The sequence below is a fragment of the Rhizobium sp. L43 genome, from assembly GCF_002531725.1.
In the GTDB taxonomy this organism is placed as follows: domain Bacteria; phylum Pseudomonadota; class Alphaproteobacteria; order Rhizobiales; family Rhizobiaceae; genus Rhizobium.
In genome coordinates this window covers 20,604-40,961 of record NZ_NWSQ01000011.1, presented here as the reverse complement: position 1 = coordinate 40,961, position 20,358 = coordinate 20,604, and the positions used below count along the sequence as shown (strand labels likewise).

The following is a 20,358-nucleotide window of genomic DNA, read 5'->3' as shown; positions in this document are numbered from 1 at the left end:
ATCGAATGCTCAGCGACCGCTGTAAGATGGTCTCCAAAGATGCGGTATCATGCCCTTTGCGATTGGAGCTCCGAAACCGGGCGATCCTGGATCGAAACCCACACACGGCGACGAGCGACGGCTATTCCAGATGCTGTCTGATCAGATTAATCAAGGCCTCGGCGGAGTAGGGTTTTTGCAACCAACCGATGGGTGAGGCCGCCGCGGCTCTTTCGCGGGTCCGGTCGTCAGCATGGGCGGAAGCAAAAATCGAGCGGACACCCAGCATGGCGAACAATTCGATGGCCGCTTGAACACCATCGGTGCGATCGGCCAATCGAATGTCCATGATCGCTAGATCCGGGCTGCCTGATACCGCCATGGAAATTGCCTCGCTGGCCGTCACTGCAATGCCGATGACTTCGAAGCCTGCGTCGAGAAGGCGATTTTCAACGTCGAGCGCAATGAGATATTCGTCCTCGACGATCAGAATTCGCGTCGGTCTTCCACCTCCCGCGGCCCTACCGGCCCTGTCGGCTGCTCCAGTATCGGAGCCATTGGCGCTAGTGGCGGGTGGCCCGAATGAGGTCATAAATCAGGCCTGCCTTCCGTTTGAGATTGACCGGCAAAACGGACGGTGCATTGCGCTCCTGCTCCTGGAGCAACCGTGAACGAGCCTCGCAGTTGCCGGACCAGCCCGGAGACCAGACCGGTTCCGGAGGAACGTCTGCCCGTGACCTTGAAATCGTAGCCAGGGCCGTTGTCGCGGACGGTCAGCACGAAGTCACCCTCCGACCGTCGGAGGGATACCCAAATTTCGCAATTGCCTGTGTCGTCGCAGCCGTGCTTTGCCGCGTTTGTAAGAAGCTCATTCAGAACAAGCGCGAGAGGCATCGTGACGTCATTCGCCAGGTTACCGGCGCCGGCGTCGATGTGGAGCGTGACGTTTTTTGAGAACGCTTGTCTGGCACTGTCGCACACCGCATTGACAAAATTGCGCGCATTCACCTCTGCGCGGTCATGCTCGGTATAAAGCGCTTGCTGCGCGGCCGCCATGGCTCCAACACGCTGAGCTGCGTCACCCAGAACAGCGCGCGCCTCGGCGCTGTTGCTTTCGCGCTCTGCCGACCGGATTAAGCCGTGGAGCATCATCATGTTGTTTTTGACGCGATGATTGAGTTCATCGAGGAAGACCCGCTGATTGGTTTCCGCCAATTTGCGGTCGCTGATGTCGACCAGCATGTTCACCGCCCCTATCGGCTCTCCGTCGTCATTGCGCATCGGGGTGGGGAAGGGAAGGAACGGAAACATCGAGCCGTCCGGCCGCTGTGCCATGGCTTCGACGCCCCGCACGGGGCGATTTTCCTTCAGGGCGATCGCCATCGGACATTCGTTGTGCGGCAGTGGCTGTCCGTCGGCGGTGAAGAGCCGAAACGTCACACACCATTCGTCCTTACCAATGACCGGCTCCCTGCCGGCCAATTCGGCGGCCGCACGGTTGAAATATGTGATCTTGCCCTCCGCGTCCGTGGTGTAGACGGCAGCAGGAAGCGCTTCGAGGACCTGGCGCATTTCTGCGTCCTTGCGCGCAAGTTGTCGTCTTGCCTCGACCACTTCGGTTACATCGGTCGTGAAGCAGCGGGTGTTGATGAATTCGCCATTGCGAAACTGGGCGCTGGAGGTTGTCTCGACATGCTTGATCGAACCATCCTTGGCTCGCATCCGGGCGGGAAAGCGGGCGAGCTTTTCGCCGGCCGCGAGGCGCACCAGCATCTCGCTGACGGTATCTGCATCTTCATGAAACTCAGAAATCTGCCGGCCGACGTATTCCTCGGCCGTGTAGCCGAGCAGATCCAGTTCCGCCTGATTGGCGCGCAGGATCGTACCATCCGCCGCGACCAGGTGCAGCGCAAGCGCTCCATTTTCAAAAAAATCTTCGTAATCTTCAGGGAAAACATCAGTTTGGGAGACAATGGGGCTGCCGCTCACCAGTTCAACCTTGCCCATTCCATCCCTCGCTTCCGTCTGTTTACGTCCATTTAACTTTGTTAAACCTGCCGGCCGGCACTTTGGTTCCGCGCGGCATCACAAAAAGCAGCGGTGCATTGAGCAGCGGTTGAAGTGGGACACCTGCTTGGCCATTTCCGGATCGTGAAGTGTCAGCTGTTGGAGAATGGCGCCGGTTCCTAAACGTGATTGCGGACCTCGGTTCGAAGCATCTCGACAATCTCGTCTCGCGAGCGGCCGTCAGCGTACAGGTCTATCACCCGCGCGACAACGCCTGTGTGATCGGGGGGATTTTCAGTTCGTTGCATGCGTCGGTGATGATCGACTGGAGCGTTTCAAAATCGTCGAGATTGACCGCGAAATCTGAGAATAAGCCCAATTCCACCTCCTCATCCGAGGGGCAGCATCATGCGTCCTCTACCTAGCCGCAAGCTCCCACAACGTCATGATAATCGGACCGTTTGTGCAGTCCAGTTAATTCCGATCCTCCGGAAGCTGAATTGCAAAAACGATGGTCACCGACAGGAGTGAGGGGTGACATCCTCGCTGCACTCGCTAGTTAAGTTAGCCATGTTTTCATAAACTCGTCAGATAGTGGCCACCGGCGGGTCGTCGCGAGAACCGCCTTCTCGCTTCAGGAAGGACCACCAATGTTTCTGGATGAAGACCACGAAGCACTTGAAGCAGCCGCGCTGACGAAGCAGACGCTCGTCGACACGCAGGCGAGGATGGGCATGATGCTCGACCTCATGCCAATGGGGCTTCTCATCCACACGCGGCAGGGGATTATTTTCGGAAACCAGGAAGCGGCGCGCCTCCTGCAAGTCCCGCAAAATGAAGTCGTCGGCAAACATTTCCTCGATTTTCTCTCCACGCATGCTGAAGAAGCCGCCAAGCAGATGGAGGAGGCGTTTGACGGCCGGATCGGTGCGGAACCGACGGAGGCGGAGGTCAGAACTGCTACCGGCCAGGCTCGGACGATCAAATTGATCGCCGGCGCTTTGCCCTGGGAGGGCAACCCAGTCGTTCAGCTTCTCCTCCAGGACATTACCGACCTCAGGGCCATTCAGGATAGATTGCATCTTCTGGCAGTTACCGACGAGCTGACAGGCGCTTTCAATCGCCGCCATGCGTTCAATATTGGCCACGCATTGTTTCGGGGAGAGAAGGCCGTTGCCGGCAAAGCCGCCGTTGCGATTCTCGACGTCGATCATTTCAAGCGTGTCAATGAAACCTATGGCCATTCCGCTGGCGATGCCGCCCTGAAAACGCTGACGCAGTCCATCCAGGCGATCATCGCAGCTGACACATCACGCGAAATGACCTTTGCGCGTGTTGGCGGTGAGGAGTTCATGATCCTGTTCCCGACCATGAAGCCTGAGGCGGTGTTTGAGGTGTGCGAGCAGATCAGGCGTGAGATCGAGCAAAAACCCATTCTATCGGCAGCCGGCACATTTCGGATTACCGTCTCTGTCGGCGTGGCTTTGCAACAGGAAGCCGACGGTTCATTCGATGTCCTTTATTCGAACGCCGATAAGGCGCTTTACCAGGCCAAATCGAGCGGCCGAAATCGTGTCTGTGGGCTCGATTCTGAACCGGCCTCCCGTCGAGGCTCGACCGGAAACAGCGCTCGCACATGAGCGTGCGCCCGCCTACCCAGGAAACCCGCTAGGAGCCAGATTCCCACCAAATATCCGCTGGCAAAAATCGCCCCGCGAAGACGCGGGGCGCAAGTGAGCGTACATGGAAAGGCGGACGTTAGCGACAAGTCGCGATCACATCCGCGCCCAAAACGCGACGATGCAGAAAAAGTTCCAAGCTGTGTCTAAGCACCCCGCGAGAGAGGGGCATGACCTTCCTTTGAAAAGGTGCTGGCTATGCTCGGATCGTGGTTCCGGGACGGCTGCAAATTGGCGCTCGACAGATCCACCTGGCGCGCCGCGACCGGTTAACGTTGGTTTGCGACGTTCCGCCAGGCTGGCCTCGCCAAATAGGCTGTCAGGCCGATGGCGAGACAGCCTGCGGTGAAGAACAAGATGATCTGAAACGTGGCGGAGGGTCCACCGGCATTTTGGGCGATCCATCCAAATGCAGCCGACGAGATCGCAACTCCGAAAAACACCAGGGTGTTGAGAAAGCCCAACAAAAGGCCTCTATGCTTGGAAGGTGCGAGTTCCTGCGCCTCGGCCATAAGCAGGGGATGGAGGTTGCCGATCGAATAGAGCAGGCAGATCAGAGCGACGGCAGCGACAATATTGGAGCCGGGCGAAACGGCCATCGCGAAGGCGGCGATCGTCGCCGCGGCCATCCCAGCCGTCACGATGCTTCGCGGTGACACTCTGGATACGAGTGCGGGTATCGCAAAGGACGTCCCTATGCCGACGGCGCTCACGATCGTCAGCGCGAAACCTGAAACGCGCTGATCCGCGGAGAACACCCCGGACAGGTAAGGGGTCGCCCAAGCATTGCGAAAAGTCCCTCCGAGCGACAGGGTTAGGCATATTGGCAAGAGGTAGACTATGCCCGCTGGCCTGCTCTCAGGCGCCTCTTCCGATCGTCCTTCATGGGGAGGTGGCCCCATTTGAAAGGCGACGCCAGCAGCACAAAGCGCCATTGTTGACGCTGCAACAAGCATCGCCCCGCGCCACCCGAGGACTTCAGAAAGCCAAACCATAGGCGACGCCGAAAAAAGGGCGCCGAGGGAGCCAACAGCGCTGACGGCGGCGATCTTTTTCCGCGCGGCCACCCCGTCGCCAAGACTTCCGAATTGATAGACCACTCCCATGAAGATGGGCGCGCATCCCGCGCCCAGGACCGCCTGACCGGCAACGAGCTGCCCGGCCGTTCCAGCCATGGCGACCAACGCGGCCCCCATGGCGCCGACGATCATTAACACAGTCATAGGCGTTCTTGCGCCGAAGCGGTCGAAGGCTGAGCCCAGTGGCATCTGCAGCAGCCCGAACGAAATGAAGAAGGCCGACGCCGCGTATCCGTACCGGCTGGGGTCGAGGTCGATGTCCGCATCGACCATCGGGCCGACCACACCGAAATAGCTGCGAAAGAACATGCTCATCAGAAAGGCGAGAGCGAGGACGAAGAACTGCTTCCTGTCGTTGTGCATCAAACGTCCGCCGTTTGCGAGATCCAGAAGCAATGTCAGTCGGTGCGATTGGTTCCGAACCGACGACGCCAAGCGCCCCTAACTCTTGCGGATCGTTCTCTCAAATTATTCCTCAGCGTCGGAATACGTTTTGAATTGCAGTTTCTGAAGCGATGCGTCCAGCGTCAGGACGAACCCTGTCGGCGCGTAGTCAACAGTGACCTCCCCGAAGGCGGAGAGACTGGAGTTGATGAGTCTGCAGCCGAACCCCTTCTTGCTCGGAGCTTCTACCGCGGGGCCCCCGACCTCCCGCCAACGGAAGTTCAGGCGCTTGTCGCCCGCCTGGCCGCGCACAGACCAATCGATTTCGACTGTCCCGGTCTCTCCCGAAAGCGCACCATACTTGTTGGCGTTGGTGACAAGTTCGTGCAGCACGAGGGAGAAGCAAAGAGCCGCCTGAGGACCCAATTCAACAGCAGGACCGCTTGCTTTGAACCGTTCCGACGTCTCCAGTCCGAGATTGATAGCCGTCGCCTCGACAATCGCCGCCATGGTGGCGCCCAGCCAATTCCGCTGTAGCAATATTTCGTGCGCTTTCGCATAAGCATTGATCCGTGCCGAGATCGCCTGTTCCGCATCCTCTATAGAGCTCGCGTTTCGGAAGGATTGGCTGGTGATAGCCTGAACGACGGTCAGGGTATTCTTCATCCGGTGCGAGAGCTCGTGCATCAGAACGCGCTGTCGTTCCTCGTTCTCTCTCTGCTCTGTCTGATCTCTCAGAATCTTCACGAAGCCCTCGACTTCGCCGTCATCCGTCGTCAATGCCATCATCTGACCCGACGCCCAAAACAACGAGCCGTCCTTGCGAACGTGCCAGCGCTCATCATTGCCATGACCTTCGGTCAAAGCAGCGGTCATTTCCCGGTGAAGAATCCCCGCCTGCCGGTCTTCCTCGGTGAAAATCACGGCCGCAGGCCGGCCGACCATCTCGGCCTCATCCCATCCTAGGATCCGTCGCGCGCCCTCATTCCAGGTGGTCACCAGCCCATCCAGATCCGTGGAGATGATCGCATATTCGATCGCGCTTTGGAGGATGGCTTCGAGAAAGCGCTCTCGGGAGCGACTGGAGTTGGAAAAGAGTTTCATGATCATATGGTGGCCCGATCCTTCCCAGGGCCCGCAAGAAAAAAGGGCCTCATCCGGTTTCTAGGACGCCGCCAGACAGTGGGACGGCGCTGGCATTTGCAATGGGTTACTCGATGGTTCTGACGGTCCTTGAATGATCGGCTATCCCTAACAATATCATTTTCGTCGGGACCATTGGTGGCATGAAAGGAGGAAAAAATGCCGCAGAACGATGTTTCATGGACCCGGCCGGTAAGAATCCGGCTGCAGTGTGGTTTGGAGCGCACTTTCTCAGGCGCATACGACGCCTTGGACTTTCTCGAAAACGAATGGCCGTTGCGTCACGGAGAGCGCCACGAGCGAGCGGTGAAGACGTGCCGTGGGGCCCTCAACGGCGCCACCGCCGGCATTATAGCGCGGGAGGCCTTCGTGGCCGCCTGCCTGGAAGCCGGCATGCCGGCCGTTCTCATCCCGTGGAAGAGAAAGCCGAGCGCGCATCCGGCTCGGCCAGCGCGCCTTGCTATCATCTAGCGTATCAGTGATGACCTCGCCTCATCAGAGGAGGTCATAGGGCGCCTTTCGGCCGCGCTATCGTCGGCACCGTCGCGCCGGTCTGCGACGACATCGTGATGCTAGGCTAACCTGTCTAAGCACCTGGGAAATCTACGCTGACTTTGTCGCCTTCGCGGAGCGAACCGCCGCGTTGCAAAGCAGACACGTGAACAAACACATCCGGTCCGCCGCCCTACAGGCAGTGCGATTTTTAACGCCTAAAGTTGTGCTGCTAGAAAAAAGGGTGGTGGCGAACCAAGGCAGCATAGCCATGCGCCATTTGGCCGGAAGCAGCTGGCCCAGCCGGAATAGTTGGTCTACAGGGGGCCAAGAGCGCTAGGGAGCGTCCTATTGCACACGGCATCTAAACCGCTTGACGCAGAGGCGGCTGCCCGATTGCTCAGCGGCGCGGCTCCCAGTCTTGGCAGGCGGAACCATTCCTGCGGCTGCCGGTTAATCCGCCGAGGTCGCGGCGTGCCAATCGGACGTGACGGAGACGGTGAACGCACCGGTTTTTCCGATTTCTCGGTGCGGGCAACGAAACGCCAGGCGAGCACCTTACCCGTTCGCCGCGACCTCATCCCGCACGATCTCTCGATGAGACAACCGCCAAATAGGGCTGCGCATCGATCATTTTCTGCCGGGTGCGGAAGCGGCCGCCCGCCCGTCCCAGATGGTGGGTAAGACTGAGGAGGAGATGGTCGTGAGCTCCCGACCCCGCGGACGACGACACGGGATAGAGGAGCCTGCGAATGATTGGCCCGCGGCCGACAAGTGACCTGTCAGATCGCGATACGCGCGACCTCCGGGCGGGGGCGGTGGAACCAACTGGCGCCGCGACGGTTATGGTCTTGCCGCTTGGCAATCGGCTTAGCCTCGTCCGCGAGACGTGATTGCCCGTGCCGGCCGCTCATAATTCACAATGGGGAATGGCTATGGAAAATGCAGGTATTGGCTGGATCGCCGCAATCATCATCGGCGGCATTGCCGGCTGGCTCGCCGAATTGCTCATGAAGAGCAACATGGGCGTGCTGATGAACATCATTCTCGGTATTGTCGGCGCCATCGTCGCCAACTTCATCCTGTCGCTCTTCGGCGTCGTCCTGGGCGGATGGCTGGGTTATTTGATCGCCGGCTTCATCGGAGCCTGCATCCTCATCGCCGTGGCGAGAATGGTCAGACGTCCGGCCTGATGAGACGGGCGGCGGCCCCCAAACGGCCGCCTTCCTCACATTCGCGGATCGCGCTCAAATGTGGCTAGAGCCGGCGGCGCTCCGTCCTTGCTCCAGACACCGCCACACGCTCCGTCCTCCTCGGCTTGACCCGAGGATTCGCGCTGGCCACCATCGACGATGCGGTGGCGGTCCGCAGCCATAGGGAAATGACGCATGTTCATCGTCTCGGAGAAAGGCCGTCGAGCAGGAAATCGAGGCCTTTGCGGAACGCGCCGTCCCAATCATTGTCGAGCAGCAGACGGGAGCGTTCGATTGTCGGGTAGTGTTGGCTGAGAGCTGTCAGGCGCTGCTGCGCGGCGGCCCTGTCGTCTTCCGAGAGGTCGAAATTCGCCCGGGTGATGGTGGCGCCGATCACATAGTTCCAGAGCGACCATATCGCAACGTTCAAATCCGCGTCGGCGACACCGGCGCCGGACAGGGTCCTGCTCAGCAATTCCAGGCGGTTGAGGATGTTCGGGCCGAGCGCCCGGCGCGGCAACAGCGCTGCCGACCAGGGATGGCGCAGCATGCTGGCGCGCCAGTCTTTCAGCATGTGAACGACTTCCCCGCGCCAGTCGTCGGACTCATCGGCTTGCGCCGGGCCGCGATATTCGAGCACGGAATCGAGCGCCAGATCAAAGACCTCCTCCTTGTTGCCGACGTGCCAATAGAGGCTCATCGCGCCCGCGCCGAGGCGATCGGCGAGCCGGCGCATCTTCAAGCCGTCGAGACCTTCGGCGTCCAGCAGTTCCACCGCCGTTGCCACGATCCGTTCGAGCGAGAGGGGCGATTCACTGCGTGGCTCCTGCCCGGACCGGGGCGACGCGCCTGTCCGTCGAGACCGTTTGCTTTCAGCGCCGCTGTCTTTGGCTGCCATCCGTTTTCCCCAGAGCGGTTCAGCTTTTAACGGAAGCGCAGAACCGCTCTTTCCTTTTGTTTTGCGCAATTGCCGGCAAAAGCGCTTCGCGTTTTGCCTGGGAAAACCGCTTCGCACTTTTCCTGGAATTGCTCGGTAATCAGAACGTCGATCTAAACCGACAATGCCGGGAATGTCGATCCTGACCGCTTGACTCGTACAGTGTACGATGCGAATAAATCGTACACTGTACGAGTCAATTCATCCTGCCGGCCGCGAGGTCGTTCCTCGCCATCCTCAGAGTCGAAAGAAAAATCATGTCACGCGCAATCAACCATCTGCTTATCGGAGGGCTCATCATCATGACCATGGCAATTCCCACTGCGACGACGGCCAATGAGAGCGATCTCAAGCTGGAGATCGTCAATCCGAAAAACCTCTACGATCCCTCGCCGAATGGCTACAGCACGGCGGTGATCGTACCCCGCGAGGCCAGGCTCGCCTACATCTCCGGGCAGGGCGGCCAGGACGGCACCGGAGCCTTGTCGCCCGACTTCGCCATCCAGGCGAAGCAGGCCTACGCCAATCTGCGCACCGCCCTCGATGCGCTCGGCGCCAGGCCGGATCACGTCGCCAAGCTCACGGTCTTCGTGGTCGATCACGATATGTCCAAGCTCGGGGTGTTGACCAAGGAGGTCAAGGAGATGTTCGGCGCGGCCCTGCCGGCGCAGACGCTGATCCCGGTTCCCAAGCTGGCAATCGACCCCATGCTCTTCGAGGTCGAAGCCGTCGTCATTCTGGAATAGCGGTGGCGCGGACTGAGCGGCGGTTGAGATCACCTCGGCCCGGAGATTGCTGGTGCCGGCCCCTCATCCGCCTGCCGGCACCTTCTCCCCCGCTCGCGGGGCGAAGGGGACATGCCGCACCGGCTATCTCCAACCTCAACGCTGCGTTTCCGGCGGCGATCAGCTGGTTATCCGCGGGGCGCTGACGATCTTGCGGAACAGGGCCTCCATGGCCTCTTCGATGCCTTCGGTGGGGCTGACCGCGAAATAGAAGCCGGGGCTTGCGCATTCTTCCATTTTCGTGGCGATTTTGGTCTCGAAGGGCTTCACCCAGTCCTTGTAAAAACCGTTGTCGGGCAAGGGCAGGTAGGTCGTATAGAGCACGGCGACCTTGATGCCGCGGTCTTTCAGCTTCTTGCAATAGGTCGTGTCGATCGGTTCGATGCAGCGTCCGCCGTTTGTGCCTTTCGGGCTGGTGCAGCCGGCCGGCTTATAGCTGTCGCCAACACCGTCAGCGACGAAAAATACGATCTTCTGGCGATCGGCATTGCTGGTGCCCGAGCCGATATTCCCGGTGATTTCGCCTTCGATCCCTTTCAACGCTTCGTCGAAGCTCGTCTGCTGGTCGTTGTAGTAGTTCTGATAGGGAATGCTCATAAGACTGATCATGTTCGTCGCGACGGCCACGGCGTCGAGATCATAGTTCAGGTCGGAGACCTTGAAGAGCTTGGCGGCTTTGGCGTCCTGGGCAGTCTTGCCGAACGTATAGGCAGCGACCCGGAATTGGCTTGGCATGGACTGCGTGTCCTCGGCCTTGGCCATCAAGGCTTTGACGGCGGCGGCGACCACGTCGATACGGATGGTCACGCCATTGTTGCGGGCGACATTGTAGTAGCTGTTCTTGTCCTCGACGCCCTTTTCGGAAACGATATGGCATGCGAAGGCGCAGTTTTTATCCTTGCCGCCGTCGTGGCCGTTGATCGTCGCCTTTTTCATGGCGGTGATGTCATCGGTGGTGGCCGCAACGCCCATCGATGGGGTGTTATCGAGCAGCATGAAGAAATCCATGTAGGACGGGGTCTCATACTGGGCGGTTGCCGTCCCGGAAACGGCGATCTCATGAAATCCCATCACCTGCATGAAGGTCGTGGGCATCGCAGCGTTAAAGGATACGGTCGAACTGAGCATGCCGCCCTTTTTTTGAACGCTGATGTCGACGGTGACGGGCACGTCGCCCTGTTTCTTGGACATCTGCGAAAAGAAGATTTTTTGGGCTTCGGACTTTCCGAGCGTCAGCGACCCGTCGCCGGACATGGTGTTTGCCTGCGTTGCCGCATCCGACTTGGGTGTAATGGATCCGACGGCTGCCGCATCCGCAGCGGCATAGAGTTCGGTCCGAAGCGACAGGGCGCTGCCGAAATCAATGGCTGTACCCGCGGCCCCGAGCAGGGGGACGGCGATGAGCGCCGTCATGATTCCGAAATTGCCGGATCGATCAAGAATGAAACGACGCAACATACAAAGGCTGCCTTCCCCTAGTGGCTGTCTCACAACCAGATCGCTATGCGGCGATCACTAGCAGCGGAACTTAAACCAAAGGCAAAGACGTATGGTTGTGTTCTAATTAAATCGCCAGAGAATGCGCGGTCGCCATCATCAGCCTGTTCGTTACAACCGCTCTTGACGGCAGCCGCACAGATGCAGTCAAATCATAGGCATAATGGAGGGACGCTGTGCATTATGATCGACAGAATATCGCAACTGCTCGACGTTGACCAAAACAAGGAGCTTTCCTCTCTGGAGCCAGTCTCAAAAGAGAAGCTATCGAGCATCACCGCTCTCTATCCCGCCATTTCTCAGCAGTATCTGGAGTTCATCCGCGTCATCGGCGTCGGCTCAACGACGAGAGGGTTCTACATCTACGAGCCCGAGCCCGCTTCCTTAGTTGAACAACACCCCTCGTTTCAGCTTTATCAATCTCCCGCTATAGCGAGCTTTATGGAGCACGCGGAAAAGGCGAGTCCGTTCCTGCCGATGCGGTTGCAATTGCGGACTGCGGAGCTTCCTGGCGCTATTGCCTCTGGCCGTCGCGCGGAGAGGGTGTCTTTTGTCTGGATATGGCCGGTCCACAGTTCGAGCCGGAAACCGATGACTTCTTCTCTTTCGTGCTGGCCAGCGTAATTTTGGATAAGGCGCTGCAATAACGCGGTCGGGAGGAAAGGCAGGGTCCATCGACAGTCGGCTCAAGCCTCACGTTTTGCGAGTTGGTTTGGCCGCGGCCCTTGCGTTTCACAACGGCTGACGGGTCAAGCCGAGCACATTGGCGACGGCGATCGCAGGCCCGGTGACGCCATCCTTCGGCTGCAGCATCGGAATGCGCGTTCGCGCAAAGGCGGCATCGCAAACCCAGGCCGACGGACTATCCTGAAGCGCGCAGCCGATCATAGGCATTGGAAACCAGGAGAGCGCCGGATAAGAGCCGTTTTCGATGGTCGCTTGCGACCCGTCCGATGCCGTGACGATGATCTCTGACGATCCTTCGGCTGTCCCTGGTCGATATGGGCTCGATATCTTCAGAACTGGCCCGTTATAGCTCTCCCGCGTCTTTACGATACACCGATCCATCGTCAGCGAATGTCGGGGCATCTCGCCGAGGTTCGTCGAGAACCTGGAAGCAGGGGCGGCTGAGCATGAGGGGTCCCTTTTGAAAACGAGGGCCAGATCGTGGCCATATATCGGCTCGATTGCCCGCGCCACACCGCAGAAAACAAGAAGATCGTGAGAGACCTCTTCATTGCCGTAGTCGCTTTCAATGGCTGTGTTGTCGGGGTCGAATTTCAGGTGGGAGACCGGCGCCGAAGCCGTTTCAATCGTGTGGTTCACCGCCAGGTGCTGGTAGATTGCCACGGCGTAATAGCCCCCGAAATAAAGGACGGGAAAGACCAGCGCCCATCTTGGAAGCGCGCCCGACCGAGCCTCGAAGAACATTGCGACGAAGCCGAGATTGATCAGCAGCACGGACCAGAGCGGCGCAAGCAGAAACATCAGGAATATGCCGGTAGCCGGAATCCACTGCAAAACGAAAACGATCGCCGTCGCGATGAAACATAAAATGGAGATCGGCAACGCAAGCCCCTGCGGCTTTGTTATAGTCGATGCAACTTAGCCTGGAAAAACTAAACAATCCTGAAAACGAGGGGCGTGGCAATGGCAGCGAAATCACGTCGGGCGAGCTTCGGCTCTCAACTTCTCCATATCGGGCATCTCTGATCCAAGAGCCTTGCCGAGCGCTTCGACGCCGTTATGAGGGAGCCTCAGGAGACCGTTGCAGATGCCATCTTTCCATGCATCCCCTCGATCCCACGCTTCCGCCCAAGCATCTGTCAGCTCGGAATCGTGGCGTGTCTCGACGAGGGCTTGGAAAAGCAGGGAGGCTTGCGCGAGGTCTTTGTCCGCCTTTACGCGTCCTAGAGTGTCAGCGAGCCTTCTGGACGATACGATGAGCTTATGGACTGCATATCGCTCGGGAGCGGGAACGAGGATGTTCACACCCTCGCGGAAGAGAAGCACCGTGCGCACAGGCTCGTAGATCAGATAGTCCAGGAAGCGCAGGTTTTCCGCCGACGCACCGCCGAGGGCAGGCATCGGAGAGGGCTTGCCCGTATAGTCATCCGATCCTCGGTTTCCCGTCAGGAATTCCACCCGATAGCCCTTGGCGTTCTGAAAGGCGACAATCTTGGCCTTGTCTGCCGCATGGGGAACGGCCCGGAATTCGGGATCGACCGACTGGAGGACTTCGAGAACCGGAGGCAGGCTGTCCTGGACACTTGCAGAAATAGCAAAGTCCTGCGCGAAGTCCGCGTCGCCGGTCTGCATGGCAGATGAGGGCAGGCGAACGCCGAGCATCCCTGCATAGGTGCTGAATGCCACCGACCCGATCAGGACCGCACGCAGACGGAACAAGCCCGCATCCGCGAGGGCTTTCGTGATGTCGCCCGCGAAATTATCCGGACCCGGGAGGCCGGCACGACGGAGCGTGCTTACCATGCGCCTTCGCTCCCGGACGTTATCCTTGATCTCCTTGTGGGCCTTCACCCGCGCTGTGATCGCTTTGTCGCTCTGCGGACCGACATAGCTTCGCTTGTCCTTGCCTTCGGGAGTAGGGAGATCGAAATACCAGTAATCACGGCCCTTCACGGTGACGGTCACAAACCACCCTTCCAGCGGGAAGTCCGCCAGAAACTGTCCGTCCAACGTCCGCTGCGCCAGTTCCGCGAACATCGTCCTATAGCTGATGTCGATCTCTTTCATCATTGGCAGCTCTTCCTTTTCGAGTGCAGCGTCCCGGCGGCAAGTTCGGACATCGATTTGTCGAAGCGGCCTTTCCTCGCTTGGCGAAGTTCTCGTCACGCATCTCGCAGCGGCGTTATAAGTATCTGCCAAAACCTTATAACCCCTTTTGGCCTTGATCTCCAGTTATAAGTTTCCGCCAAAACCTTATAACGCGTCCTCCAGCTTCATCAGCCGCAGATATGGATCCCAGGCTCAGGGCCTGGGATGACGGAGTTTGGAGGTACGTTCTGCCAAATTCGCAGCGGATGGTGCGTGGGCTAGCAGTGGGTGATGAAGCCTGGCGGCGAGATCAGAAAGCGCGATTGCGCCCCGGTTTCGCCGGGCGTCGCCTTATTGCCGCAGAACGCCTCGCCCAGCCTCCATCGGCAGTGCCATTGAGAGTCTTGCTCCTAGAGCCGTCAACTCGTCTTCAGTTCTCCCGGAACTTCCCATAAGCAATGAGGAATCGCCCTGATCAGGCCGGGGAAGCGTTCGTCCAGCCCGGGGCAGCGGGTTTGAAGTGTAATATGCCACACAGCAACCGATGTCGATCGTTATTCGAAGTGCGATATAATCTCGATGGAATCGAAAGAAGGGGGAAGGGTGAAGCGTCTCGTCAGTAAATCAGTCGGGATCTTGCTGGCCGTGTGGCTGTTGCCGGGAATGCTTGTGATTTTCGTGAGGATGTCTGGCTTTATCTTCCTGCCGTCCATCGAATGGACATCCAAAGCAAACCATCCTTCGATTGTGGCTGGTCTGCTCCCCGCGGCGTACCTGTCATGGCGCGCCTGGAAAGCCATGGACGTTACTCCGATCGGCGATGGGAAAATGGCCATAGGCATGTTATCAGCCCCCGTCTTTGCTTACTTTCTGGGAACGAATCTTGTCGCCATTGCCTTGCCGATGACGCTCGCCATCGTCGCGGGCCATCAGGTCGAGCTCTCGTTTACCGTGGCAAATGCCGATCAATGGGGCGACTCCAAATGCCGAACACCAGTTGAGCTCGAAGGCCTACCCTTTCTCTTCGACACAGTTTGCCGTGTCCGAGACGATGTCAGGATGAGCCTATCGCCGGGTAGACCGACTGTCGTCACCGGCCGAGGCACCAGCCTGGGTCTCTTTGCGGGAAGTCTGAAGGCCAGCGGCGAAAGCAAAAGCGCAATCGCATCCGGATTCCTCCAGATGCCGCCCTATCGCCGCAGAACACCTCCAATCCCCGTCGTCCTCCGGCTTGACCCGAGGACCCAGGCGAGCCACCAACGGCAGCGGCTATCGAAAGCATTCTTGCTCAAAGAGCCGTCAACCCGTCTTCAGTTGCTCGGGAATCTGCCCGTAAGCGGTCAGAATAGCCTTGATCAGGCCCGGGAAGCGTTCGTCCAACTCGGCGCAGCGGGTCTGATTGCGCATCTCCACGCCCTGGCGTTCGCTCACAATCAGCCCGGACTCGCGCAGCACTTTGAAATGGTTCGACAGCGATGACTTCGGGATGACGCGGTCGCCGAGTTCGGCAAGCGCCGAACAGGTGTTGCCGCAGGCGGCGCCGGCAAGCTGGGCGTAGATGGCGGCGCGTTCCGGATCGGACAGCGCATAAAGGATCGCCTCGGGCTTTATGTCCTCCAGGGCTGGGTGAAAGAGCGGTCTCATGAATTTTATATAGCGTCCCTTGACATTAAGATCAACAGTTCCGAATTTCTGAACTACGGAACAAGGCCGTCAGTCTCGACGGCAGTCCGCCTCAGAAGGAATTGGATATGGCTAAGCTCACGGGAAAGGTCGCAGTGGTCACGGGCGCCTCGAAAGGCATCGGCGCCGCGATTGCCAAGGCCCTTGCGGCCGAAGGTGCGCAAGTGGTGGTGAATTACGCTTCGAGCAAGGCCGGAGCAGACGCCGTGGTCGCGGCGATCAGCGCCAAAGGCGGCAAGGCCATCGCGGTCCAGGGTGATGTTTCGAAGGCCGAGCAGGCGCAGGGACTGGTCGATGCCGCGGTCAAGGAATTCGGCAAGCTCGACGTGCTGGTCAACAACTCCGGCGTCTATGAATTCACCCCGATCGACGAGGTGACCGAGGAACAATACCGCCGCATGTTCGACGTCAACGTTCTCGGTGTTCTCCTGACCACCCAGGCGGCGGTCAAGCATCTCGGCGAGGGCGGCAGCGTCATCAACATCTCCTCGGTGGTCACCAGCCTGGCTCCGCCGGCCTCGGCCGTCTACACCGCCACCAAGGGTGCCGTCGAGGGCATCAACAGCGTGCTCGCCAAGGAGCTCGGCCCGCGCAAGATCCGCGTCAACGCCATCCTGCCCGGGATCGTCGAGACCGAGGGTACCCACACCGCCGGCGTCATCGGCTCGGATTTCGAACAGACGATGGTCGCCCAGACGCCGCTCGGCCGCACCGGCCAGCCTGACGATATCGCCGGCGTCGCGGTCTTCCTCGCTTCCGACGATGCCCGCTGGCTGACCGGCGAACGCTTGGCCGCCAGCGGCGGTTTCCGCTAAGGGCCGGTTCGACTTCTAAAGCACGATGCCGAAAAGTGTGAGCGGTTTTCGTATTGGCGCGACGCTCACCCTGCGCTCCGTCTTCCCAGGGCGGTTCAGCTTTCAACGGAAACGCCGAACCGCTCTGTTCTTTGTTTTTGCGCAATTCCCGGCAAAAGCGCTTCGCGCTTTGCCTGGGAAAACCGCTTCGCACTTTTCCTGGAACTGCTCCAGGGCTTGACCCGAGGATCCACTTGGGTTCGGCTCAAGGCCTGGAATGACGGAGGTTGGAGGTGGCTTTCGCCGAACGCGCCGCCGGCGCAGCCGCATGGGGCCAGACACGTCACTCGCCTTGGCGTGCCGGTCCCAGGCGTTGCCTCCCAGTACAACCCCGGAAACCGCTCCATCCGTGACGGGATTTAGGGCCCGTTTCCTTGCAGCGCTTCCACAAAACGGATCACGTCACCGACCATTCGATCGTTCCAGATATCGTTGTGACCCGCACCGTCATAGATCAACATCCTCTTGGGCTCGGGTGCGATGCGGTACAACGCCTGTCCTGAAGCAAGCGGGATACTATCGTCAAGCCGGCCGTGGAGGAACAACTTCGGTTGTCTTACTTCGGCTATGTTGAGGTCGGAGCGAAAGGGGTCCTTGAGAAGAACCCCGACCGGGAGGAACGGAAAACGCGCCTGCGCAACCGACAGAACCGACAGGTACGGAGACACAAGAATGACGCCCACGGCCGGTCTCTTCCCGGCCGTATTCACAGCAACGCCAGTGCCGAGTGACCGGCCGAGCACAACGATCTCGCTTCTGGCGTGTGCCGAAAGCCAGTCGAACGCGGCGATGCCGTCGGTCAGCAGCCCCTGCTCGCTGGGCGAACCGGTCGATCCGGGATAGCCGCGATAGGAAATCGCCAGCAATCCAATCCTCCGCGTGGCCAGCGCCTGTGCGAGAAACTCGTAATTGTTGACGCGGTCACCGTTTCCGAAAAAGAGGAGCACGCAGGGCTTGTCGCTGTCGCCCTGGCTGTAGAGTCCCTGAAGCATCTCTCCGTCGGGCGTCTTGACGTGGACCGTCTCGCCCCAACTCGCGCGCTCCGGAGCAGGTGTGGCGCCGGCTCCTGGATAAAGCAGGGCTCGCTGAGAAAGATAGATCAGACCCACCAGCGCCATGTAGGCGATGACCGCCATCAGCGGCAAGATCAGCAAGTACCTTGTAGCGCTCACGACAGAATGTACCCGCCGGTTTTGACGTGTCCAGAACTCTTTGCAGCAACCGCGGCCCGCTGCGGCGTTGGTGTGCTCGGCGTAGCGGCAATATATGCACAAAGCGTTCCTAGAGCAATTCCAGCACAAGTGTGCAGCGGTTTTGCCAGGCAAAGCGTGAGACGCTTTTGCCGGGAATTGCGTGAAAACAAAGAGATAGAGCATTTTGGTGGTTCGAAGAAAAACGGAAATGCTCTGGAGAGAAGAGGGTCTCGACCCCCGGCGGTGGGAGGGGAGATTGCCGTAGCCTCCGGCACCCGCATCGTCCTTCGAGGCTCCGGCCTGCGGCCTGCACGCCTCAGGATGAGACTCTCTTGGGCTCCTGCGACGGTTATGCCCGTGGGCGCCTGCAGCACGCCGCCAAGGAACAAAATCCCAATGGCGATGTTGATGTTGCGATAAAGCAAAAAAACCATGGGAGGAACTCATGCGGAAATCTCTTCAATTCATACTGGTCGGCCTGGCCGCCATGACCGGCTTGACGGTCTCGCCGACGATCGCCGCGGCGCAGGATCTGGAATTTCGGATCGGCCCCGGCGGCGTCGGCGTTTACGATCGGGATCGCGATCGCGGCCGCTATGACGGATATGACCGCCGCAGGCCGCGCGGCTGCGATCCGCAGGATGCGCTCGACATCGCCCGCGGCGAAGGACTGCGGCGGGCGCAGATCGTCCGCATGTCGCCGCGCCGCATCGTCGTCCAGGGGATGACGCGCCGGGGACCGGAGCAGATGAGCTTTGCCAACCGGCGCGGTTGCCCGGAAATCTGACTGTCGGCTGTGCGCCAAGTTGGACGCTCGGGCCTTGAACAGCCCGGCGCGGAACCTTTGGCCGCTCTGAACATTGCTGCCCATGCAGCGCGCCGCTTCGGTCGCCTGCAGTCGTTGAACCATGGGAGGATTTCATCATGATGAGCGGTCAATTGAAGGCGCTTCTCGCCGTTCTTGCCGTTGCCGGCTACCAGAACAGAGACAAGATCGGGGAACTCCTGCGCGGCATCCAGAACCCGCAGCAGGCCGGGCCCGGCGGCCAGCAGCCCGGCGGGCTTGGCGGCATCCTCGGCGGATTGGGCGGCTCGGGCGGTCTTGGCGGGCTTCTCGGCGGATTGACCTCCGGCGGCATCGTCAGCGGCGGTCTCGGCGATCTCCTGAAGACCTTTCAGCAGAATGGCCACGGCGACAAGATCGACTCGTGGGTCAAGCCCGGCCAGAATGCCGAGATCAATGACGGCCAGCTCGCCGAAGCCCTCGGCCCGGATGTTTTGAACGAAATCGCCAGAAATACCGGCCTTTCGCGTGAAGAGATTCTCGGGCGACTGAGCCGCGATCTTCCGAAGGCCGTCGACGACTTGACCCCGGAGGGCAAGCTGCCGACCGCCGAAGAGGACCTTTTTTCGTCGGCGAGCAATTCCCCCACGTCGGTGCGGCCGAGCAATATCTAGCCGAGAGGCATCTGGACTTGCGATAGGCGCGCGCGACCAGACCGGCGCGCGTCACCACCCCTTCATGGGCGACACGCGGCGGGTTGGCGCCTACGGCTTGCATGGATTCCCACGCTCAAGGCCTGGAATGACGGAGGCTGGGGGTGGGGTTCTGCCAAATTCCCCGCCGGCGCTCCATCCTCCGCGGAACCTCGGGCTTCAGTTCGAGAGGTATTTTCGCAGGAAGAGGCGCACGCTGCGGATCGACTTTTCTGCGGCGTCCGGATTGTATTTTTCGATATGACCCAACACCCTCCGCCCCACCTTGAATTCCGGGGCATCGAAATCGTGGTAAGTGCCCTTGTAGATGTTGAGCTCGATCGGCGGGCTGTCGTCGCTCAGGCGGGCAAGCCTCTTGCGGCAACGTTCAGCCGGGCTCCAATTGTCTCGATCGCCACTCAAAATCAGGATCGGCACCGTCGCATCGCCCTGACTGGCCGCGCAGACCGGATAATAGGCGACCGCCGCCCTGAATTTACGGTCCATCAGCTGTTCGTTGCCTTCGATTTTCGTTCCCTCCAGCGTCGCGGTGCCGCCCGCCGAAAAGCCCATCAAGGCGACACGCCTGATATCGACAAAGTTTTGTTTCGACAAAAAATTCAAAGCGCCATAGGCGTCGAAGACGCGGTCGGGGAGCGTGCTTTGACACGTGTCCTGGATGTTGCGGGTGGTGAAGCTATCGACGACCAGCACGGCGTAGCCCCACAAGACCAGCCGTTTCGGCCAAAGCTCTTTGATGCTCAAACGCATGCCCTCGCATCCATGCAGGACGACGACGGCCGGGAAGGGGCCATCACCCTCCGGGCGGGATAAATATCCGAGCAATGGCGTGCCTTCAGGTTGGGAAAGGATTTCTCCCTGTTCTCTCGCCTTGCTGATTCGAAAGGGGCTGAGCTTGACCGGCGCGCTTTCGAAGTGAACCAGCTCGTCGGCATCAGCCGGGTTTCCAGCGAGCGCGACGCTGAGAAAAGCGGCAAGGCAAAGAAAAAGTCTCGCGGTTTTCACTGACGCCTCCATCGTTTGACCGAAGCTTGCTGATTGTACGCCGGACCTGAAGGGCTGGCAAAGCGGACGGGGCGTTCTGCCGCCGATTGGGGCGGGTAGATTATCCGCGCGCTGCGGTTAGAAGCCCTTGATCACCCCCCGGCAGGTCAGTTATGACTGCCGTAAATCCAGGCTGC

General features: G+C 59.7%; 21 protein-coding genes and 1 pseudogene. 8 read left to right on the top strand and 14 right to left on the bottom strand.

Going from position 1 to position 20,358, the window contains the following annotated elements:
• Nucleotides 1-121: 121 nt before the first annotated feature.
• The 3 genes from CO667_RS15815 to CO667_RS36250 all read right to left on the bottom strand — a co-directional run bounded on the left by CO667_RS15815 (nucleotide 122) and on the right by CO667_RS36250 (nucleotide 2,365).
• Nucleotides 122-571 (bottom strand): response regulator, encoded by a 450-nt coding sequence (locus CO667_RS15815; protein WP_097619269.1) that lies wholly within the window; start codon nucleotides 569-571, stop codon nucleotides 122-124.
• Nucleotides 568-1,986, bottom strand: coding sequence for a PAS domain S-box protein (locus CO667_RS15810; protein WP_097619268.1), 1,419 nt, complete (start codon nucleotides 1,984-1,986; stop codon nucleotides 568-570). The genes CO667_RS15815 and CO667_RS15810 overlap by 4 nt, the downstream gene beginning before the upstream one ends.
• 256 nt (nucleotides 1,987-2,242) lie before the next feature.
• Complete coding sequence (locus CO667_RS36250) at nucleotides 2,243-2,365, bottom strand: hypothetical protein (protein ID WP_280953223.1); 123 nt, start codon at nucleotides 2,363-2,365, stop codon at nucleotides 2,243-2,245.
• 271 nt (nucleotides 2,366-2,636) lie between these two features.
• Here CO667_RS36250 and CO667_RS15805 point away from each other — a divergent pair, with 271 nt between their 5' ends.
• Nucleotides 2,637-3,626: a sensor domain-containing diguanylate cyclase gene (locus tag CO667_RS15805; protein WP_097619267.1), complete on the top strand. Its 990-nt coding sequence runs from the start codon at nucleotides 2,637-2,639 to the stop codon at nucleotides 3,624-3,626.
• Between the two features lie 308 nt (nucleotides 3,627-3,934).
• Here the strand turns inward: CO667_RS15805 and CO667_RS15800 are convergent, their stop codons facing one another.
• Together CO667_RS15800 and CO667_RS15795 are read right to left on the bottom strand one after the other, a co-directional pair.
• On the bottom strand, nucleotides 3,935-5,107 hold the full coding sequence (locus CO667_RS15800) for an MFS transporter (protein WP_097619266.1): 1,173 nt from the start codon (nucleotides 5,105-5,107) through the stop codon (nucleotides 3,935-3,937).
• 105 nt (nucleotides 5,108-5,212) lie between these two features.
• Nucleotides 5,213-6,238, bottom strand: a complete 1,026-nt coding sequence (locus CO667_RS15795; protein ID WP_097619265.1) for an HWE histidine kinase domain-containing protein — start codon at nucleotides 6,236-6,238, stop codon at nucleotides 5,213-5,215.
• Between the two features lie 192 nt (nucleotides 6,239-6,430).
• On the opposite strand from CO667_RS15795, the gene CO667_RS15790 reads away from it, so the two are divergent.
• Nucleotides 6,431-6,742 (top strand): DUF982 domain-containing protein, encoded by a 312-nt coding sequence (locus CO667_RS15790; protein WP_097619264.1) that lies wholly within the window; start codon nucleotides 6,431-6,433, stop codon nucleotides 6,740-6,742.
• Between the two features lie 130 nt (nucleotides 6,743-6,872).
• On the opposite strand, the pseudogene CO667_RS15785 reads toward CO667_RS15790, so the two are convergent.
• Nucleotides 6,873-6,953 (bottom strand): annotated as a pseudogene (locus tag CO667_RS15785) (cold-shock protein); the annotation flags it as partial.
• A 745-nt stretch (nucleotides 6,954-7,698) separates the two neighbouring features.
• Here CO667_RS15785 and CO667_RS15780 point away from each other — a divergent pair.
• Nucleotides 7,699-7,956: a GlsB/YeaQ/YmgE family stress response membrane protein gene (locus CO667_RS15780; protein WP_097619263.1), complete on the top strand. Its 258-nt coding sequence runs from the start codon at nucleotides 7,699-7,701 to the stop codon at nucleotides 7,954-7,956.
• A gap of 199 nt (nucleotides 7,957-8,155) precedes the next feature.
• Here the strand turns inward: CO667_RS15780 and CO667_RS15775 are convergent, their stop codons facing one another.
• Nucleotides 8,156-8,854, bottom strand: coding sequence for a TetR/AcrR family transcriptional regulator C-terminal domain-containing protein (locus tag CO667_RS15775; RefSeq protein WP_097619262.1), 699 nt, complete (start codon nucleotides 8,852-8,854; stop codon nucleotides 8,156-8,158).
• Between the two features lie 296 nt (nucleotides 8,855-9,150).
• Here CO667_RS15775 and CO667_RS15770 point away from each other — a divergent pair, with 296 nt between their 5' ends.
• Nucleotides 9,151-9,639 (top strand): RidA family protein, encoded by a 489-nt coding sequence (locus CO667_RS15770; protein ID WP_097619261.1) that lies wholly within the window; start codon nucleotides 9,151-9,153, stop codon nucleotides 9,637-9,639.
• A gap of 159 nt (nucleotides 9,640-9,798) precedes the next feature.
• Here CO667_RS15770 and CO667_RS15765 read toward each other — a convergent pair whose 3' ends face one another.
• Nucleotides 9,799-11,136: a TadE/TadG family type IV pilus assembly protein gene (locus CO667_RS15765; protein WP_097619260.1), complete on the bottom strand. Its 1,338-nt coding sequence runs from the start codon at nucleotides 11,134-11,136 to the stop codon at nucleotides 9,799-9,801.
• Nucleotides 11,137-11,358: 222 nt separating this feature from the next.
• Here CO667_RS15765 and CO667_RS15760 point away from each other — a divergent pair, with 222 nt between their 5' ends.
• Nucleotides 11,359-11,799: a hypothetical protein gene (locus CO667_RS15760; protein ID WP_097619259.1), complete on the top strand. Its 441-nt coding sequence runs from the start codon at nucleotides 11,359-11,361 to the stop codon at nucleotides 11,797-11,799.
• A 108-nt stretch (nucleotides 11,800-11,907) separates the two neighbouring features.
• On the opposite strand, the gene CO667_RS15755 is transcribed toward CO667_RS15760, so the two are convergent.
• The 4 genes from CO667_RS15755 to CO667_RS15740 all read right to left on the bottom strand — a co-directional run bounded on the left by CO667_RS15755 (nucleotide 11,908) and on the right by CO667_RS15740 (nucleotide 15,594).
• On the bottom strand, nucleotides 11,908-12,663 hold the full coding sequence (locus tag CO667_RS15755; RefSeq protein ID WP_143540715.1) for a hypothetical protein: 756 nt from the start codon (nucleotides 12,661-12,663) through the stop codon (nucleotides 11,908-11,910).
• Nucleotides 12,664-12,837: 174 nt separating this feature from the next.
• Entirely contained in the window at nucleotides 12,838-13,932 is a 1,095-nt protein-coding gene (locus tag CO667_RS15750; protein WP_097619257.1) for a GSU2403 family nucleotidyltransferase fold protein, read from the bottom strand.
• Between the two features lie 572 nt (nucleotides 13,933-14,504).
• Nucleotides 14,505-14,750 carry a hypothetical protein gene (locus CO667_RS35415; RefSeq protein ID WP_179874154.1) on the bottom strand — a complete coding sequence of 82 codons (246 nt, stop codon included), beginning with the start codon at nucleotides 14,748-14,750 and terminating at the stop codon, nucleotides 14,505-14,507.
• A 499-nt stretch (nucleotides 14,751-15,249) separates the two neighbouring features.
• Nucleotides 15,250-15,594 (bottom strand): helix-turn-helix domain-containing protein, encoded by a 345-nt coding sequence (locus CO667_RS15740; protein WP_097619256.1) that lies wholly within the window; start codon nucleotides 15,592-15,594, stop codon nucleotides 15,250-15,252.
• Between the two features lie 107 nt (nucleotides 15,595-15,701).
• Between CO667_RS15740 and CO667_RS15735 the strand changes: the two genes are divergently transcribed.
• A complete protein-coding gene (locus CO667_RS15735) occupies nucleotides 15,702-16,448 on the top strand; it encodes a glucose 1-dehydrogenase (protein WP_097619255.1) in 747 nt (248 codons plus the stop codon).
• A 398-nt stretch (nucleotides 16,449-16,846) separates the two neighbouring features.
• On the opposite strand, the gene CO667_RS15730 is transcribed toward CO667_RS15735, so the two are convergent.
• A complete protein-coding gene (locus CO667_RS15730) occupies nucleotides 16,847-17,659 on the bottom strand; it encodes an alpha/beta hydrolase (RefSeq protein WP_097619254.1) in 813 nt (270 codons plus the stop codon).
• Nucleotides 17,660-18,125: 466 nt separating this feature from the next.
• Here CO667_RS15730 and CO667_RS15725 point away from each other — a divergent pair, with 466 nt between their 5' ends.
• Both CO667_RS15725 and CO667_RS15720 read left to right on the top strand, forming a co-directional pair.
• Nucleotides 18,126-18,467: a hypothetical protein gene (locus CO667_RS15725; RefSeq protein WP_097619253.1), complete on the top strand. Its 342-nt coding sequence runs from the start codon at nucleotides 18,126-18,128 to the stop codon at nucleotides 18,465-18,467.
• A 137-nt stretch (nucleotides 18,468-18,604) separates the two neighbouring features.
• On the top strand, nucleotides 18,605-19,138 hold the full coding sequence (locus CO667_RS15720; protein WP_097619252.1) for a YidB family protein: 534 nt from the start codon (nucleotides 18,605-18,607) through the stop codon (nucleotides 19,136-19,138).
• A 198-nt stretch (nucleotides 19,139-19,336) separates the two neighbouring features.
• Here the strand turns inward: CO667_RS15720 and CO667_RS15715 are convergent, their stop codons facing one another.
• Nucleotides 19,337-20,182, bottom strand: a complete 846-nt coding sequence (locus CO667_RS15715) for a dienelactone hydrolase family protein (protein ID WP_097619251.1) — start codon at nucleotides 20,180-20,182, stop codon at nucleotides 19,337-19,339.
• Between the last annotated feature and the right edge of the window lie 176 nt (nucleotides 20,183-20,358).